Annotated in this window: 12 protein-coding genes; all 12 read right to left on the reverse strand. The window is 69.2% G+C overall.

The window, feature by feature from the left end; genetic code table 11:
- Positions 1-93: 93 nt before the first annotated feature.
- The 12 genes from SFC76_RS05845 to SFC76_RS05900 all read right to left on the reverse strand — a co-directional run bounded on the left by SFC76_RS05845 (position 94) and on the right by SFC76_RS05900 (position 15,638).
- Positions 94-1,458 (reverse strand): efflux transporter outer membrane subunit, encoded by a 1,365-nt coding sequence (locus tag SFC76_RS05845; RefSeq protein ID WP_322848523.1) that lies wholly within the window; start codon positions 1,456-1,458, stop codon positions 94-96.
- 386 nt (positions 1,459-1,844) lie between these two features.
- Positions 1,845-3,005, reverse strand: coding sequence for an HlyD family secretion protein (locus SFC76_RS05850; RefSeq protein WP_322848524.1), 1,161 nt, complete (start codon positions 3,003-3,005; stop codon positions 1,845-1,847).
- Positions 3,002-4,660, reverse strand: coding sequence for an MFS transporter (locus SFC76_RS05855; protein WP_322848525.1), 1,659 nt, complete (start codon positions 4,658-4,660; stop codon positions 3,002-3,004). The genes SFC76_RS05850 and SFC76_RS05855 overlap by 4 nt, the downstream gene beginning before the upstream one ends.
- Positions 4,661-4,750: 90 nt before the next feature.
- Positions 4,751-5,758, reverse strand: coding sequence for a glycosyltransferase family 4 protein (locus SFC76_RS05860; protein WP_322848526.1), 1,008 nt, complete (start codon positions 5,756-5,758; stop codon positions 4,751-4,753).
- Between the two features lie 9 nt (positions 5,759-5,767).
- The gene (locus tag SFC76_RS05865; RefSeq protein WP_322848527.1) at positions 5,768-7,330 is read right to left on the reverse strand and encodes an alpha-amylase family glycosyl hydrolase; all 1,563 of its coding nucleotides are present in this window, start codon (positions 7,328-7,330) and stop codon (positions 5,768-5,770) included.
- On the reverse strand, positions 7,327-8,439 hold the full coding sequence (locus tag SFC76_RS05870) for a glycosidase (protein ID WP_322848528.1): 1,113 nt from the start codon (positions 8,437-8,439) through the stop codon (positions 7,327-7,329). The genes SFC76_RS05865 and SFC76_RS05870 overlap by 4 nt, the downstream gene beginning before the upstream one ends.
- 174 nt (positions 8,440-8,613) lie before the next feature.
- On the reverse strand, positions 8,614-9,459 hold the full coding sequence (locus tag SFC76_RS05875; protein WP_322848529.1) for a TorF family putative porin: 846 nt from the start codon (positions 9,457-9,459) through the stop codon (positions 8,614-8,616).
- 161 nt (positions 9,460-9,620) lie between these two features.
- Positions 9,621-11,138, reverse strand: coding sequence for a SulP family inorganic anion transporter (locus SFC76_RS05880; protein WP_322848530.1), 1,518 nt, complete (start codon positions 11,136-11,138; stop codon positions 9,621-9,623).
- Complete coding sequence (locus SFC76_RS05885) at positions 11,135-11,830, reverse strand: carbonic anhydrase (RefSeq protein ID WP_322848531.1); 696 nt, start codon at positions 11,828-11,830, stop codon at positions 11,135-11,137. The genes SFC76_RS05880 and SFC76_RS05885 overlap by 4 nt, the downstream gene beginning before the upstream one ends.
- A 144-nt stretch (positions 11,831-11,974) precedes the next feature.
- Entirely contained in the window at positions 11,975-13,285 is a 1,311-nt protein-coding gene (locus SFC76_RS05890) for an ATP-binding protein (protein ID WP_322848532.1), read from the reverse strand.
- A gap of 43 nt (positions 13,286-13,328) precedes the next feature.
- Positions 13,329-14,039 (reverse strand): response regulator, encoded by a 711-nt coding sequence (locus SFC76_RS05895; protein WP_038663855.1) that lies wholly within the window; start codon positions 14,037-14,039, stop codon positions 13,329-13,331.
- Positions 14,040-14,090: 51 nt separating this feature from the next.
- Positions 14,091-15,638 carry a DHA2 family efflux MFS transporter permease subunit gene (locus SFC76_RS05900; protein ID WP_322848533.1) on the reverse strand — a complete coding sequence of 516 codons (1,548 nt, stop codon included), beginning with the start codon at positions 15,636-15,638 and terminating at the stop codon, positions 14,091-14,093.
- Positions 15,639-15,652 lie beyond the last annotated feature (14 nt).

Raw genomic sequence — 15,652 nt, forward strand, 5'->3', positions numbered from 1 at the left:
CGGCAGAGGGTTCCCGGTTGCAACATGGGTTGCACAAACGCGCTGCGGCCGGGAGCGATCCGGCGCGAGGCTATATTGCGACGCAATGCCAACTCAGCGTTGCGTCGCGGCCACATCGTCGCGCGACCAGCCGCCGCCCATCGCCTGGTAGAGCGCGACATAAGCGGTGATCCGATCGGCGCGTGCCTGCACCAGCGCCAGCTCGGCGGTGAGCAGGCCGCGCTGCGCATCGAGCTGTTCGATGTAGGAGGTGTAGCCGGCGCGATAGCGGTTGCTGGCGTTGCGCAACGCCGCGGCGAGCGCATCGACCTGCAACCCGAGCGCGACCGCCTGTTCGCCCGAACGCTGCACCCCGGCGAGCGCATTGTCGACGTCCTGAAAGGCGATCAGCGCGGTGCGGCGATAGGCATAAGCGGCCTGGTCGCGGCGTGCGGTGGCGATATCGGTCTGCGCGCGCAGGCGGCCGCCGTCGAAGATCGGCGAGAGGACGCTGGCGCCGATCGAGAAGACACCGATCGGATTGGCGAGCGCGGTCGACAGCACGACGCCCGCCGAGCCGGTGAGCGCGAGATTGGGCAGCATCGCCGCGCGCGCGCTGTCGAGCGTGCGGTCGGCGGCGACCAATGTCTGTTCGGCCTGGAACAGGTCGGGGCGGCGGCGCAGAAGGTCGGCGGGCAGGCCGTCGGGAATCGCGGGGGCGAGCAGCCGGTCGAGCGGCAAACCGCGCGGGATCGGGCCGGGGCTGGTGCCGAGCAGCAGGCTAAGCGCATTCTCCTGCCGGCTGATCGCCAGCTGCGCGGCGGGGACGAGCTGTTGCGTGGCGCGATATTCGGCTTCGGCCTGATGCAGTTCGAGGTTGGAGGTATAGCCCGCCTCGGCGCGGCGGCGGGCGATGCGCAGCGCCTCGCTGCGCGCGGCGAGCGTCTGTTGCGCGACGGCGAGGCGCAGGTCGAGCGCGCGCAGCGTGACGTAGTTGGTCGCGACGCCGCTGGCGATGGCGAGGCGGACGGTGTCGCGCGCGCCCGCGCTGGCGAGCAATTGCGCCTGCGCGGCGCGGCTCGCCTGGCGCAGGCGGCCGAACAGGTCGAGATCGTAGCTGGCGGTGACCGAAGGCTGCGCGCCGATCGCGTCGCTGGGAGTACCGAACGGGCTGACCGTCTGGCCGGTGGTGCTCGGCGCACTGCCGCCGAGCGTCGGCGTCTGCTGCGCGCGGGCGAGGCGGGCGGCGGCGCGGGCCTCGTCGATCCGCGATATTGCGGCGGCGAGGTCGACGTTGTCGGCGAGCGCGCGGTCGACGAGCCGGGTGAGGACGGGGTCGCCGAACGCGTTCCACCAGTCGGCGCGGATCGGCTCGCCGTTGCCGAGCGCGGTGCGCCACGCGGGCGGCGGGACGATCGCGCTGGCGCTGGGGGTTTGCGGGCGAGGGCCGATACAGGCGGCCAGCGTGAGGCAGAGCAAGGTGGTGCACGCGAAGGCGCGAAGGCGCGAAGGGGGTGCGTTTGCGGCGGTCGTGGTCCTGTTATCGCGGCGGGTGATGGAACGGGTTGCGACTGCCGGAAGCGCAACATCTTTGCGCCTTCGCGCCTTCGCGCGATCATCATCGGCGCTTTCGGAGAAAGGTCGGATATTGGTTCGCGCAGAGGCGCAGAGGCGCAGAGGTGCTGCGCTTAGAGCGGATGCTCGATCAAAATCCTCCCCCGCCAGGGGGAGGTGGCACGGCGGAGCCGTGACGGAGGGGGAGGATACGGCGAACTGAGTCGTATGCGGAGACGCCCCCTCCACCACGGCCTGCGGCCGCGGTCCCCCTCCCCCGCTGACGCGAGGGAGGAATTTTCGGTAGCCCATCACTTCACCACCGGGCCGGTGGTGGTGTCGACGCGTGCCTGTACCGACATGCCGGGGCGGAGCCGCGCGGCGAGTTGCTGGCCGGGGTCGATGCGGATGCGCACCGCGATGCGTTGCGGGACCTTGGTGAAATTGCCCGTCGCATTGTCGGCCTTGAGCACCGCGAATTCCGATCCCGCTGCGGGCGAGATGCGTTCGATATGACCGGTCAGCCGCGCGTTGGCGAGGCCGTCGACGGTGAAGCTCGCGGGCTGGCCGACCGTCATCCGCGCGGTCTGCGCTTCCTTGAAATTGGCGATCACCCAGGTTTCGGGCGGCACCAGGAACATGAGCTGCGATCCGGCGGTGACATATTGGCCGACGCGCACGCCGACCTCGCTCAGCCGGCCGCGCTCGGGCGCGCGGATGACGGTGTTGGCGAGGTCGATCTGGGCGAGGCGCAATGCCGCCTCGGCGCCCGAGACGCCGGCCTGCTGGCCGCCGCGGCCGACCTGGACGGTGCGGATGTCCTGTCGCGCGATCTCGCGCGCGGCGCGCGCCTGCTGCACCGCCGCCTGCGCCTGGCGCAATGCGGCGAGCGTCTGGTCGCGTTCGCGCAAAGAGACCGAACCATCGGTGACGAGGTCGTTGACGCGGTTCATGTCGGCCTGCGCCCGCATCAGCTGCGCCTCGGCGTTGGCGACCGCGGCGGTCTGCGCGGCGAGGCTGGCGGTGCGGCTGCGCTCGGTCTGGCGGGCGTTGGCGAGCGTCGCCGCCTGCGCATCGACCTGCGCCTGCGCCTGATCGACGCGCTGGCGATAGATGCGGTCGTCGATCTGCACCAAGGGCTGTCCCGGCGTCACGTCCATGAAGTCGCGGACGAACACCTGCGTGACATAGCCCGACACCTGCGGCGCGATCACCGTGGTGCGGCCGCGGACATAGGCATTGTCGGTCGACTGGTTGGCGTTGGCGAAGGGCGGCAGCCGCCATGCCGCGAGCACCGCGAGCACGCCGCCGAGCGCCAGCGCGACGATGACGATCAGCGCGGTGCGGCTGGGCGGCTGCGGCCGCCAGCCCGACCCGACCGGGGCGGCGGAGGGCGGCACCGGTGCGGTGGCGGCGGCCCGTGCCTCCTCGGTGGCGGGGGCGGGATCGACGGGGCTGCGGCTATCGGTCATGCGGGACTCTGGTTGAGCGCGGCACGGCGTTCGCGGCGCGCCCGGCGGATCATGAGGAACAGGAGATAACAGAAGGTGAGCGCGGCGAGCACCGCGATCAGCCGGAAGACATCGTCGAACGCCAGGACGTTGGCTTCGCGCGTCGCGGTCTGCGACAGGATCGCGCCGCCTTCGGCGCTGCGCAACGCCGGATCGCCGACGACGCGCGACACCGCCGCGCCGCCCGCCTGCAAGCGTTGTGCGACGATCGGATCGGTGAGGTCGATCGCCTGCACCAAGGCGGCGCTGTTCGTCTTCTCGCGGATCTGTTGATAGCTGCCGAGCAAGGCGGTGCCGGCGAGGCCACCGATCGAATTGATCATCCCGAACAACGCGATGAAGCTGATGATATGGCCCGACCCCTGTTGCAGCGCGCGGGTCATGCCGAACAGCAGGGCGGGGCCGAGGAAATAGGTGGCGGCGAAGGCGATCAGCGCCTGGCTGGCGTACATCTGCGGCGCGCGGGTGAGGCTGGTCGCGTGGCTGTCGGCGAAGGCGGCGATCGCGACGAGGCCGATCGCGAGCATGATCGGATGCGCCGGGCGGTCGACGTCGAGCGTCACCGCGCTCAACACCACGCCGGCGACCGAGGCGAGGAAGATGATCGTGAAGAACGGCACGAGCTGGTCGTTGTTCTGGCCGAGCACGGTGAGCAGGCCGACCGAGGCATAGGTCTGTTCCGACAGGACGATGCGCGCCATGATCGTGACGACCGTGAAGCGGACGATGTCGGCGCTGCCCAGCCAGCGCGTGTTGAGCAGCGGATTGACGCGGTGATGCTCGATCGCGAGCGCTGCCGCCAGCATCAGGATCGCCGCGATCAGCGCCCAGCCGAGCCACGGCGCGTTGGTCCACCAGACGTAGCGCCCCTGGCCGAGCACCGCGGCGAACAGCGCCATCGCGCCGGCGAACAGCACGAAGGTGACGAAATCGAGCCGCTCGAACGCCTTCGATCGCGTCGTCGGCGGCAGGCGGAGGAAGGCGACCGCAGCGAGGCTGAGCATCGCCAGCCCGAGTTCGAACAGATAGAGCGTGCGCCATTGCGACATCGCCAGCAGATCGGGCGAAAAGAGCCGCGCAAGCGGCGTCGCGCATTGCGGGATGCCGATGCCGATCACAACCGCCTTCAGCCGCCATTTCGCGGGCAGCGCCTGCATCATGTAATAGAGGCACAGGCTGGAGACGGCGGCGCCCGCCATGCCGCTCGCCGCGCGGACGAGGATCGCGGTGTCGAAGCCGCGGACGAACAGATGCGCGAAGGTCAGCGCCGCATAGACGCCGAGGAATATCATCGCGAACGGCCGGAGGCCGAATTGCGCGCGGAACTTGATGAGCAGCAGGTTGATGCTGACGTTGGTCATCACATAGACCGTCGGCAGCCACGCGATCTCGGCGGGATCGAGGCCGAGCGCGCCCTGCAGCGTATAGGTGTTGGCGGAGATCAGCGCGTTGCCGAAGCCGCCGGTCAGGCCGAGCAGCACCGAGATGACGCCATAAGCGATGCGATGGCGCGTGCGATGCTCGACCGTACCCGGCGAGCCGGGGAGCACGGGCAGTTCGTGCGGCGCGAAGGTCCAGTCTTCCTCCGACAGGAAGCGGCGCAGGCGGGCGATCATGACCTGCTTATACGCGCGATCGGGGCGGGCGGTTCAACCGGGGCGATGTGCCGCGCCACGCGGGACGGTGACAAGCAATCGCCGGGTCGCTCAGCCACCCAGAATGTCGCGGTAGAGCGCGATATAGGCGTCCGCCATCCGCTCGACGGTGAAGCGTGCCGCCACCGCGGCGCGGCAGGCGGCGCGGTCGATCTCGGGCAGGCGCGCGACCGCCGCGATCGCCTCGTCGACGCTGTCGACCAGAAAGCCGGTGACGCCGTGCTCGATCAGCTCGGGCATCGAGCCGCGGCGGATCGCGATCACCGGCGTGCCGCAGGCCATCGCCTCGATCACCGACAGGCCGAAGGGCTCGTCGAAATTGATGAGGTGGAGCAGCGCCGCCGCCTTGCCGAGCGCGGCGGTGCGGGCGTCGCCGCCGACCGCGCCGGGGTGGCGGATACGCTCGCCGAGATGCGGGACGACCGACCGCTCGTAATAGCCCTGATCCTGGACGATGCCGTACATGGCGAGGTCGCGAGCCGTCGCCTGCGCGACCGCGATCGCCTCGGCGGCGCCCTTGTCGGGGTGCATGCGGCCGAAGAACAGCAGGTCGTCGCTCCCCTCCGCATCGAAGGGGAAATCGTCGAGGACGATGCCGTGGTGGATCGTCGCGGCGTAGCGCAGCTGCGGCGCGCGATCGGCGTCGCTGATCGCGACATAGTGCACGCGGTCCTGATAGGGCTGGTACATCGGCAGGATACGGTCCGACGAAAAGCCGTGGATCGTCGTGACCATCGGCGTGGCCACCAGATGCGAAAAGGCATGGGCGGGGAAATCCGCCTGGTTGTGGATCAGGTCGAACTCGCCGGCGCGCGCGAACAGATGCGCGAGGTGGCGGAATTCCCAGACCTTGGCGTCGATGCTCGGATCTTCGGAATAAGGCGCCGGCACCACGGCGCTAAGGGTCCCGGCGGTGAGGCTGTCCTGCGTCGCGAACAGCGTGACGTCGACGCCGCGCGCGACGAGCGCTTCGGTGAGCAGGCTGGTGACCAATTCCCACGGGCCGTAATGGCGCGGCGGGGTGCGCCACGAAATGGGGGCGAGCATCGCGATCTTCATGACGCGGACTTAGCGGGTTACGCGCAGGATGATAGCTTCGTCGGGACGCAGCACGCCGGGATCGCCGGTGCCGGACAGCGTCGTCAGCAGGATCTCGCCGGCGGGCAGGATCACCGGTTGCGGCGTCGCGCCGAGGTTGAGCGCGACGACGATCCGCTCGTCGCCGTCGTGCCGTTCGTAGGCGAGCACGTCGCCCTCCGCGTCGATCAGCGCGAAGGCACCGATCGCCAGCGCGTCATGCTTGCGACGCAGGTTGAGCAGGTCGCGGTGCAGCGCCAGCATCGATCGCGGATCGCCGCCCTGCGCCGCGACGTTGCGCGTCGGCCAGTCGGGGTTGAGCGGCAGCCACGGCTCGGCGGTCGAGAAGCCGGCATGGGCGCTGGCGTTCCACGGCATCGGCGTGCGCACCGGATCGCGGCCGAGGCCGAGGCCGGGTTCGCGCAGTTCGCGCGGGTCCTGCACGCGGGCCGCGGGGATGGCGACGTCGGCGAGGCCCAGTTCGTCGCCGTAATAGAGCGTCGGCGTACCGCGCAGCGTCATCAGCAGGACGGCGGCGACGCGCGCCTGCGCCGCACCGACGCGGGTGGCGATGCGCGGGCGATCGTGGTTGCCCAGCACCCAGTTGGGCCAGCCGCCCGCCGGCAAGGCCGCTTCATACTCCGCGATCAGCGCGGCGAGGTGGCGCGCATCCCATCGCGCGTCGATCAACTGGAAGTTGAAGGGGAGATGCACCTCTGGCGTTTCCCGGCCATAATAATGCATCAGCCGTTCGACCGGCAGGTAGATCTCGCCGATCAGCACGCGGTCGCCGGGGTAGGAATCCGCGATGCCACGCATCTCTGCGGCGATGGCGTGGACCTCGGGCTGGTCGGTCGAGTGGAGCTGGAGCACGGCGTGCATCTCGCCCATCTCGAAGCGATAGTCGGGGTTGGCGGGATTGTCGGGGAAGTCGGCGTGTTTGACCATGTGCCAGAGCACGTCGATGCGAAAGCCGTCGACGCCGCGGTCGAACCAGAAGCGCAGGGCGTCCATCATCGCACGCCGCAGATCCGGATTGCGCCAGTTGAGGTCGGCCTGTTCCTTCAGGAAGGCGTGGTAATAATATTGGCCGGTGGCGGCGTCATATTCCCATGCCGAGCCGCCGAAATCGCTGATCCAGTTATTAGGCGGGCCGCCGTCGGGGGCGGGATCGCGCCAGATGTACCAGTCGCGCTTGGGATTGTCGCGCGACGACCGGCTCTCCTGAAACCACGGATGATCGGTCGAGCTGTGGTTGGGGACGAAATCGAGCAGCAGCTTGAGCCCGCGCGCATGCGCGGCGGCGAGCAGGCTGTCGAAATCGGCGAGCGTGCCGAAGCGCGGATCGATGCCGCAATAATCGGCCACGTCATAGCCGAAGTCGCGCATCGGCGAGGGGAAGATCGGCGAAATCCACACCGCATCGACGCCGAGCGCGACGAGATGGTCGAGCCGCGCCTCGATCCCTTTGAGGTCGCCGACGCCGTCGCCATCGCTGTCCTGAAACGAGCGCGGGTAGATCTGGTAGATCGTCCCCGAACGCCACCATGTCATGCGAACATCCCCTTCGGCAGCCGGGTCATGCGGCAGGCGAGGTCGGCCTCGCCGCTGGCGACCAGATAGTCGTCGCCGGTATCGACCAGACCGGTCGAGAACACCACCGGGGTCGGCAGGTACATCTGATGCGCGATCGGCGCGGTGAGCGCCGGGTCGGCCTCGATCAGCGGCGTCTCGTCCTCGATCCGCAGGATGTGCGCGGGATCGTCGCGGTCGAGCAGCGCCCAGAAGCTGCGATAGATGCCGACGCTCTCGCGCGCCTCGACGCCGTGATAGATCATCAGCCAGCCCTGCCGGGTCAGCACCGGCTGGGTGCCGCCGCCGATCTTCATCGCCGATTGCGATCCCTTGCGAGCGCGCAGCCCAGGGGCGTCGAGCGGCTTCCAGTGGAGCGCATCGGGGCTCTGCGCGAAATTGATCGACGGCCCGCCGACATAGGGGCTGTCGGGCGGATAGGCGAAATAGACCTCGCCGAGCGGGCGGGTGAGCGCCATGAATTTGTCGCCGACCAGCCCCTCGAACAGGATCATGTCCTTGTTCTGGTGATCGAGGACGATCCCCTCAAGCCGATAGCGCAGCCCGTCGCGCGATATGTGGAGCGTGGTGCAATGGCGCTCGGCGCCGACCGAGCAGGTCGTCATGTACCAGATGTCGCCGATGCGCGTGATGCGGGCATCCTCGACGCCATAGCATTGATAGCCGGCGGCGGGTTCGATCGCCGCGTCGTAATGGACGGCGACGATCCGCTCGCCCGCGGGATCGAGTTCGACCGGGAGCAGCCAGGACAGCGAGGTGAGCGCGAGAATGCGGTGGCGGCTGCCCTTGAGTTCGAACTGGCGCGGGTCGGTCATGTCGACGCGATCGAGCGGCCAGGCGTCTAGGACATAGCCCGCCGGCGTCCAGCGGATCGCGTGGACGTGGCCGTCGCGCACCGGCTCGGACAGCGCCTCGGCGATGCGCACCATCAGCAGCAGATTGCCGTTGGGCAGCCGCGTGAAGCCGGGGTTGAACGCGCCGAGCACATAGGTCGGCTCGGCGATCCCGCGGCGCAGCGGCGAGCGGGTGAGATCGACATGGTCGGGGGTGAAGATCAGCGCGTCGTGCATGCTGGCGTTAGCGCCGGGACGGGGGAGTGGTTCCATTCCTCCCCGGTACGGGGAGGGGGACCGCCCGGCATAGCCGGGTGGTGGAGGGGGGCTTCCGCGGGCGGGCGGGATGTGGAGGCCCCCCTCCGTCACGCCTTCGGCGTGCCACCTCCCCGTGCCGGGGAGGAATTTACGTCAGAACGCCGCGGTTACCGCGAACACGACCTGGCTCGCCGCGATGCTGCTGCCGTTCTTGGTCGAGGAGAAGTTCGGCTGGAGATACGCCGCCTGCCGCTTGGTGATGTCGGTATCGACATAAGCGATGCCGAGCGTCAGCGGCGTGCCCTTGACCGCATAGTCGGCACCGACCAGCCAGTCCCAATATTCGCCGGTCGGCGCCGCCGAGGTGCCGTTGGGGCCGAGGCCCGAATTGCCCTTCGAATAGCCAATGTGCGCCTTGGCGGTCAGCGGCGTGGTCGGGATCGCGCTGGCGAAATCGCCCCACAGATAGAGGTTGTCGTTCTTCTTGCCGGGATTGTCGTAGATGCCGGTCTGCGCCGAGGCGCCGCTGTTGTAATATTTGCCCAGCGCCTGCTGCTTGGGCGCGTAGGCGACGCCGGCGAGCAGGTTGACCGGGCCGATCGTGCCCGACAATTTGGCATAGGGTTCGGCGAAGTCGGTCTTCGACGCGCCGCCCGGATACATGTACCACGTCAGGCCGACGTCGATCGCGCCGCCGCCGATCGCATGTTTGTAGCCGCCGATCAGGTCAAGCTCCATGTTCGAGCCGCCGAACGTGCCCCAGCCGGCGAGGTTCGACGCCCAGACGCCGCCGTACAGGCCGCTTTCATGCGCGACGGTGATACCGCCCTGGACGGCCATCTCCTTGTCGGTCTGCGAAACGCCACGCAGGCGATAGTCGGACACGAGCGCGACGCTGCCGGTGACGGTGACCGGCTTGGGCGGTGCGGTCTCCTGCGCGGCGGCGGGGAGCGCGGTGACGGCAGCGAGCGTCGCGGCCGCGAGCAGAGTATATTTCATGGGACCCCTTTCGACTGGATGGGTCCCTCCTGCGTCCGGGCCGCCGGCGCGCTCGCTCCGCGGTGGCGGACGGGCACCAGTCTTTCCCTGACGCCCATTCGCTACCGCAGCATTATGGCCAAAAAGCTTCTTTTATGTAACGAAACATTGCTGGACCGGGTTCAGTGGGCGAGTGCGGCAGTCTTGCCACGCGCGCCGAGCAGCTCGACGACGTCGCCCGCCGCGCGGCGGCGCTGGAACCAGTCCTTGATCAGTTCGGCGCAAGTATGGTCGACGGTCGACAGATCGGTGACGTCGAGCCGCACCGGCGTGCCGGCGGGCGCGCGCTCCAGCGTGTCCGACAATTTGGGCAGCGACACGAAGGTCGCCGCACCCGACAGGTTGATCGCATGCGCGCCGCCCTGCGGCCCCTCCGAGACCCTGAGGCCGAGCCGCTTGAGATGCGGCACCAGTTCGAGCATCGAAAGGCCGATACCGACCAGCACGCCGGTGAGCAGGTCCTCAACCACCACGGTGACGAGCGTCGCCAGCCAGATCAGCGCGGGCAGCGGCCCGTAATGCGACAGCAGATGGCGGGCATGGGCGAGGCTGACCAGCCGCCAGCCGGTGATGACGAGGATCGCGCCGAGCGCCGCCATCGGGATTTCGCGCAGCACCCAGGGGAGCAGTGCGACGAAGCCGAGGATCCAGATGCCGTGGAAGATCGTCGACAGGCGCGTGGTCGCGCCCGCCTGGACGTTCGCCGACGAGCGGACGATGACGCCGGTCATCGGCAGCGCGCCGGCGAGGCCGCAGAGCAGATTGCCGATCCCCTGCGCGCGCAATTCCTTGTTGTAGTTGGTGCGGGCGCCGTCGTGCATCCGGTCGACCGCGGCTGCGGACAGCAGCGTCTCGGCGCTGGCGATGAAGGCGATGGCGAGCGCGGCGGCGATGATCGACGGATCCGCCCATTTGGCGACCATGCCGATGCCGGGGAAGCTGACCGCACCGGCGATCGATGCCGGCACGTTGACGCGCGCCACGTCGAGATCGAAGGCGAGCGCGAGGATGGTGCCGGTCAGCACCCCGACCAGCGCACCGGGGACGAGGCGCAGCGAGGCGGGACGGAATTTCTCCCAGCCGAGCATCGCTGCGATGGTCAGCATGCCGATGCCGAAGGCGATTTCGGTCGCGGCGATGTTGCTGGGCGACAGGCCGAACAGCCGGCCGGGCGCGGCGGCGAGGTTCTGGAGGCCGCTCGGCAGCGGCTTGGCGTCGAACAGCACGTGGAACTGGCCGACGACGATCAGCACGCCGATGCCGGCGAGCATGCCGTGGACGACCGCGGGCGAGATGGCGCGGAACCAGCCGCCGAGCCGCGCGATGCCGGCGACGACCTGGATCAGCCCGGCGAGGACGAGGATCGGGCCGAGCGCGGACAGGCCCTGATCGCGGACCAGTTCGAAGACGACGACGGCGAGGCCGGCGGCGGGGCCGCTGACCTGCAACGGCGATCCGGCGAGCGCGCCGACGACGATGCCGCCGATGATGCCGGTGATCAGGCCCTTTTCGGCCGGGACGCCGGACGCGACCGCGATCCCCATGCACAAAGGCATCGCGACAAGGAAGACGACGATCGAGGCGGTGAGGTCGCGCGTGACGACCGGGCCGCTCGGCAGCAGGGCGCGGAGACGGCTCATTCCGCCGCCGCCAGGAATTCGACGTCGGAGGCCTGACGCGGCGCGGCGGGCTGGGCGACGGGGAAATCCTCGCCTTCGTTGAGCGGGCGGAAGCGGCCGGTCTCGCCATCGAGCGCCAGCACCGTGCCGTCGTGGATGTCGACGAACCAGCCGTGCAGCGCGATCTTGCCCTGCGCGATGCCCGCGGCGACCGACGGGTGGGTGCGCAGATGCGCGAGCTGGGCGACGACATTCTCCAGGCTGAGCGCGCGGATACGCTCGGCATCGGTGAGGTCGGGATAGGTCTGGTCGACAATCTGGCGCGCGGCGGCGCCGTGTTTCAGCCAGTTGGCGACGGTGGGGATCGCGGCGAGCGCGGCGGGATCGCCGGCAAGGCCCTTCATCGCGCCGCAATCGGAATGGCCGCAGACGATGATGTCGTGCACGCCGAGCACCGCGACGGCATATTCGACCGTGGCGGAGACGCCGCCGGTCTGGAGCGCGAACGGGGGCACGATGTTGCCGGCATTGCGGCAGACGAACAGATCGCCCGGCTGCGCCTGCATGATATGTTCCGGCACGATCCGCGAATCGGCGCAGGAGATCATCAGCGCTTTCGGACTCTGCCCCTGCGCCAGCGTCGAATAAAGCGCATGCTGGCCGTGGAAGACCGTTTTGCCGAAACTGACGACGCGTCCGAGCAATTCGTTCACGGGGGTGATCCTCCCGGCCGCGGCGGAAGCCGGACCATCGGGAACACTACCGAAACGAATTTGCCGGGACGCGGCGGGGATGTTTTAAAGTGTTGCCGGGGAACGCTTTTGCAAAGGTTCGCCGGGATGACGAAGCAAGTGCGATCACCGCGGCAGGAAGATCGCGGCGCGCAGTCCGCCCTCCGGCCGGTTGGAGAGGGTCAGCACGCCGCCTTCCGCCTCGACGATGCGACCGACGATCGGCAGGCCGAGCCCGAAGCCGACGGTATCGCGCGGCCGCGCCGTGTCGAGCCGGACGAAGGGTTCGAGGACGCTGCGCAACTGATCCTCGGGGATGCCGGCGCCGTCGTCCTCGACGATCATCGTGACGCCTTTGCGGTCGCTCTCCAGCCGCACCACGACGTTGCCGGCATAGTGCAGCGCGTTCTCGATCAGATTGCCGAGCGCGCGCTTGAGCGCGACCGGGCGGACGGTGACCTCGCAATGCGCCGGGCCATCGTAGGTGCCGGGCAGGTCGCGATCCTCGACATCGTCGATCAGCGTCGCGCAGAGCACCGCGACGTCGGTCAGCACCGGCGTCTCGGGATCGCTGCCGCCGCCGAGGAAGGCGAGCAGCGAATTCACCATCGCCTCCATCTCGCCGATATCGCGCTGGATCGCGGCGCGGGTCGTCTCGTCCTCGACCGCGTCGGCGCGCAGCCGCAGCCGGTGCAGCGGCGTGCGCAGATCGTGGCCGACCGCGGCGAGCGCCTGGGTGCGGTCGACGATCAGCCGCTGGATGCGCGCCGCCATCCGGTTGAACGCCGCGACGACGCGGCGCACCTCGCCCGGGCCGGCCTCGGGAATCGGGTCGTGTTCGGCATCGCCGAGCGTGTCGGCGGCGATCGCGAGCTGGCGCATCGGCCGCAGCGCGCGGCGGATCAGCAGCCCGCCGATCACCATCAGCGCCAGCGCCGGGATCAGCGCGAGCAGGATGCGCTCGGTGGCGAGTTCGAGATTGTGCAGCGGTTCGAGCGTGCGGAAATACAGCCAGCTATCGTCGGGCAGCCGCAGCCCGCCGGTGACCACCGAGCTGCGCCCCGGCGAGGTGAGCTTGAGCCGCAGGTCGCTGGCGGCGAGCGACGGCTCCCATTCGACCACCTGATGCCGCATGCCGTCGAGCGCCGGGGCGATCGGCGGCGGCGGCGGCAGGTTGCGCTGCCAATGCAGCGCATAGCGTTCGGTGGTGAGGTCCTCCGCCATCGCGTCGCGCCGCTCGGGCGGCTGTTCGGCGACGAGGCGGCGCGCGATGACGAGATGTTCGGCGAGCCGGCGCGCCTCGTCGTCGCGGACCGCGAACTGGCTGGCGCGTTCGTAGAGGATCGTGCTGACGCCGAATTCGATCACCATCGTCAGCAGCAGGATGGCGACGATCTGGCCGATCAGGCCGATCGAGGGGCGGACGAAGCGTCTCATGGATGGGTGCGGAAGGATCGGGCCGTCCGCGCCGCGCGCGCCGTCACCGGCGCGTCACCTCGGTGTTGAGCATATAGCCGACGCCGCGGACGGTGATGATCGGCGCGTCCTTGCCGGCGCTCGACAATTTGCGGCGCAGGCGGCTGATCAGCACGTCGATGCTGCGGTCGGAGCTGTCGCCGAGCCGGGTGCGCGACAGCTCGATCAGCCGTTCGCGCGCGATGACGCGGCCGGCATGTTCGGCGAGGCTGACGAGCAGGTCGAACTCCGCACCGGTCAGGTCGACGACCGCGCCGGTCGGCGAGGTCAGCTCGCGCCGCGGCAGCGTCACCTGCCAGCCGTCGAAGGTCAGCACGCCCTCCTCGCGCTCGCCGGGGCGGCGTTCGAGCTGGCCGCGGCGCAGCACCGCGCGGATGCGCGCGATCAGCTCGCGGCTGCCGAACGGCTTGGCGATATAATCGTCGGCGCCGAGTTCGAGCCCGACGACGCGGTCGGTCTCGCTGCCCTTGGCGCTGATGAAGATGATCGGGACTTCGCTCTTCTGGCGCAGCGCGCGGCACAGATCGATGCCGCTGGTGCCGGGGAGCATGATGTCGAGCAGGATGAGGTCGACCGGCCCGGCCTCCAGCGCGAGCCACATCTCGGGCGCGGCGGAGGCGGGACGGACGAGATAACCGTTTTCCTGCAACGCTCTGGTGGTCAGGGTGCGGAGGGCGGGATCGTCCTCTACCAGGAGGATGGTGGGGGCGGTCATGGCGCGAGAGGTAGGCAAGCGGGCCGGGGTGGTCAACCGCGGCCCGGCCGATCAGTCCGCCGCGACGGGTCCGTGGCCCCCCTTGGGCCGGCGCGTGAACCACACGATCACCACCATCGCCGCGCACAGCCACGCCGAGACGCGGAACAGGTCGGTGGAGGCGAGCAGATAGGCCTGGCCCACCATCTGCCGGGTGACCGCGGCGGCGGCCTGCGTCGAGCTGGCGCCCATTTTCTGCAATGCCTCGCTCGCCATCTGCAACGGCATGCCCTGGCCGACCGCCTCGGCGAGGCGGCTCTGGTGGAGCGCCTCGCGCCGGTCCCAGGCGGTGGTGATGATCGACGCGGCGAACGAGCCGGCGACGATCCGCGCGAAGTTCGAGATGCCCGTCGCCGAGGGGATGCGCGGCGGCGCGATGCCGTCGAGCAGGATCGTCACCATCGCGAGGAAGAAGATGCTCATCGCGATCCCCTGCACCAGCAGCGGCAGCATGAAGTCGAACACCGTCGCGCCGGTGACGAGATTGGAGCGCATCCAGTAGGAGACGGCGAAGGCGAGGAACGAGATGGTGGCGAGGATGCGCGCGTCGACCTTGCCCGACAGCCGCGCGGCGAGCGGCGAGATGACGACCGCCACGACGCCGCTCGGCGCGGCGATGAGGCCCGCCCAGGTCGCGGTATAGCCGAGCTGCGTCTGCAACCAGAGCGGCAGGATCAGCGTGTTGGCGAAGAACACCGCATAGCCGAGGCAGAAGGCGAGCGTGCCGATCGCGAAATTGCGGTTGGCGAACAGCGACAGGTCGACCGCGGGATTGGCGTCGGTCAGCTCCCACAGGATCCACGCGACGAAGCCGACCGCGGCGACGACCGCGAGCACGCAGATCGCCGGATCGTTGAACCAGTCGGCGTTCTTGCCGAGATCGAGCATGATCTGCAGCGATCCGACCCAGACGACGAGCAGCATCAGCCCCATGGTGTCGATCGGCAGCTTGCGCGTCGGCGTCTCGCGGCTCTTGAGCCCGTTCCAGCAGATCAGCGTGGTGAAGATGCCGAACGGGATGTTGATCAGGAAGATCCAGCTCCAATGATAATTGTCGCTGATATAGCCGCCCAGGATCGGCCCCATCACCGGCCCGACCAGCGTGGTCATCGACCAGACGCCGAGCGCGGTCGAGCGCTTGTCCGCCGGGAAGATCGAGATCAGCAACGCCTGGCTGCCCGGCATCATCGGCCCGGCGCAGGCGCCCTGCAGGATGCGGAAGGCGATCAACGAGGGCAGGTCCCAGGCGATTCCGCACAGGAAGGAGGCGACGGTGAACGCCGCCACCGCGGTGCAGAAGGTGCGCACGACGCCGAACCGCCCCATCAGCCAGCCGGTCAGCGGCACCGCGACGCCGTTGGCGACCGCGAAGGCGGTGATCACCCAGGTCGAATTGTCGGACGAGACGCCGAGATTGCCCGCGATCGTCGGCAGCGACACGTTGGCGATCGTGCTGTCGAGCACCATCATGAACGTGCCGAGCGCGAGCGCGAAGGCGATCAGCGCGCGTTGCCCGCCGACGAGCGGGGCGGGGCCTTGAGCTTGGGTGGGGGCGGCCATCAGCGTATCTTCCG

The organism is Sphingomonas sp. CD22 (assembly GCF_034556155.1).
Taxonomy (GTDB): domain Bacteria; phylum Pseudomonadota; class Alphaproteobacteria; order Sphingomonadales; family Sphingomonadaceae; genus Sphingomonas.

Bases quoted from the DNA above. Each gene is read 5' to 3' on its own strand.
- SFC76_RS05890 (WP_322848532.1), bottom strand. From the start codon at position 13,285: ATGAGACGCTTCGTCCGCCCCTCGATCGGCCTGATCGGCCAGATCGTC.
- SFC76_RS05860 (WP_322848526.1), bottom strand. From the start codon at position 5,758: ATGAAGATCGCGATGCTCGCCCCCATTTCGTGGCGCACCCCGCCGCGC.
- SFC76_RS05865 (WP_322848527.1), bottom strand. From the start codon at position 7,330: ATGACATGGTGGCGTTCGGGGACGATCTACCAGATCTACCCGCGCTCG.
- SFC76_RS05900 (WP_322848533.1), bottom strand. From the start codon at position 15,638: ATGGCCGCCCCCACCCAAGCTCAAGGCCCCGCCCCGCTCGTCGGCGGG.
- SFC76_RS05875 (WP_322848529.1), bottom strand. From the start codon at position 9,459: ATGAAATATACTCTGCTCGCGGCCGCGACGCTCGCTGCCGTCACCGCG.
- SFC76_RS05870 (WP_322848528.1), bottom strand. From the start codon at position 8,439: ATGCACGACGCGCTGATCTTCACCCCCGACCATGTCGATCTCACCCGC.
- SFC76_RS05880 (WP_322848530.1), bottom strand. From the start codon at position 11,138: ATGAGCCGTCTCCGCGCCCTGCTGCCGAGCGGCCCGGTCGTCACGCGC.
- SFC76_RS05855 (WP_322848525.1), bottom strand. From the start codon at position 4,660: ATGATCGCCCGCCTGCGCCGCTTCCTGTCGGAGGAAGACTGGACCTTC.
- SFC76_RS05850 (WP_322848524.1), bottom strand. From the start codon at position 3,005: ATGACCGATAGCCGCAGCCCCGTCGATCCCGCCCCCGCCACCGAGGAG.
- SFC76_RS05895 (WP_038663855.1), bottom strand. From the start codon at position 14,039: ATGACCGCCCCCACCATCCTCCTGGTAGAGGACGATCCCGCCCTCCGC.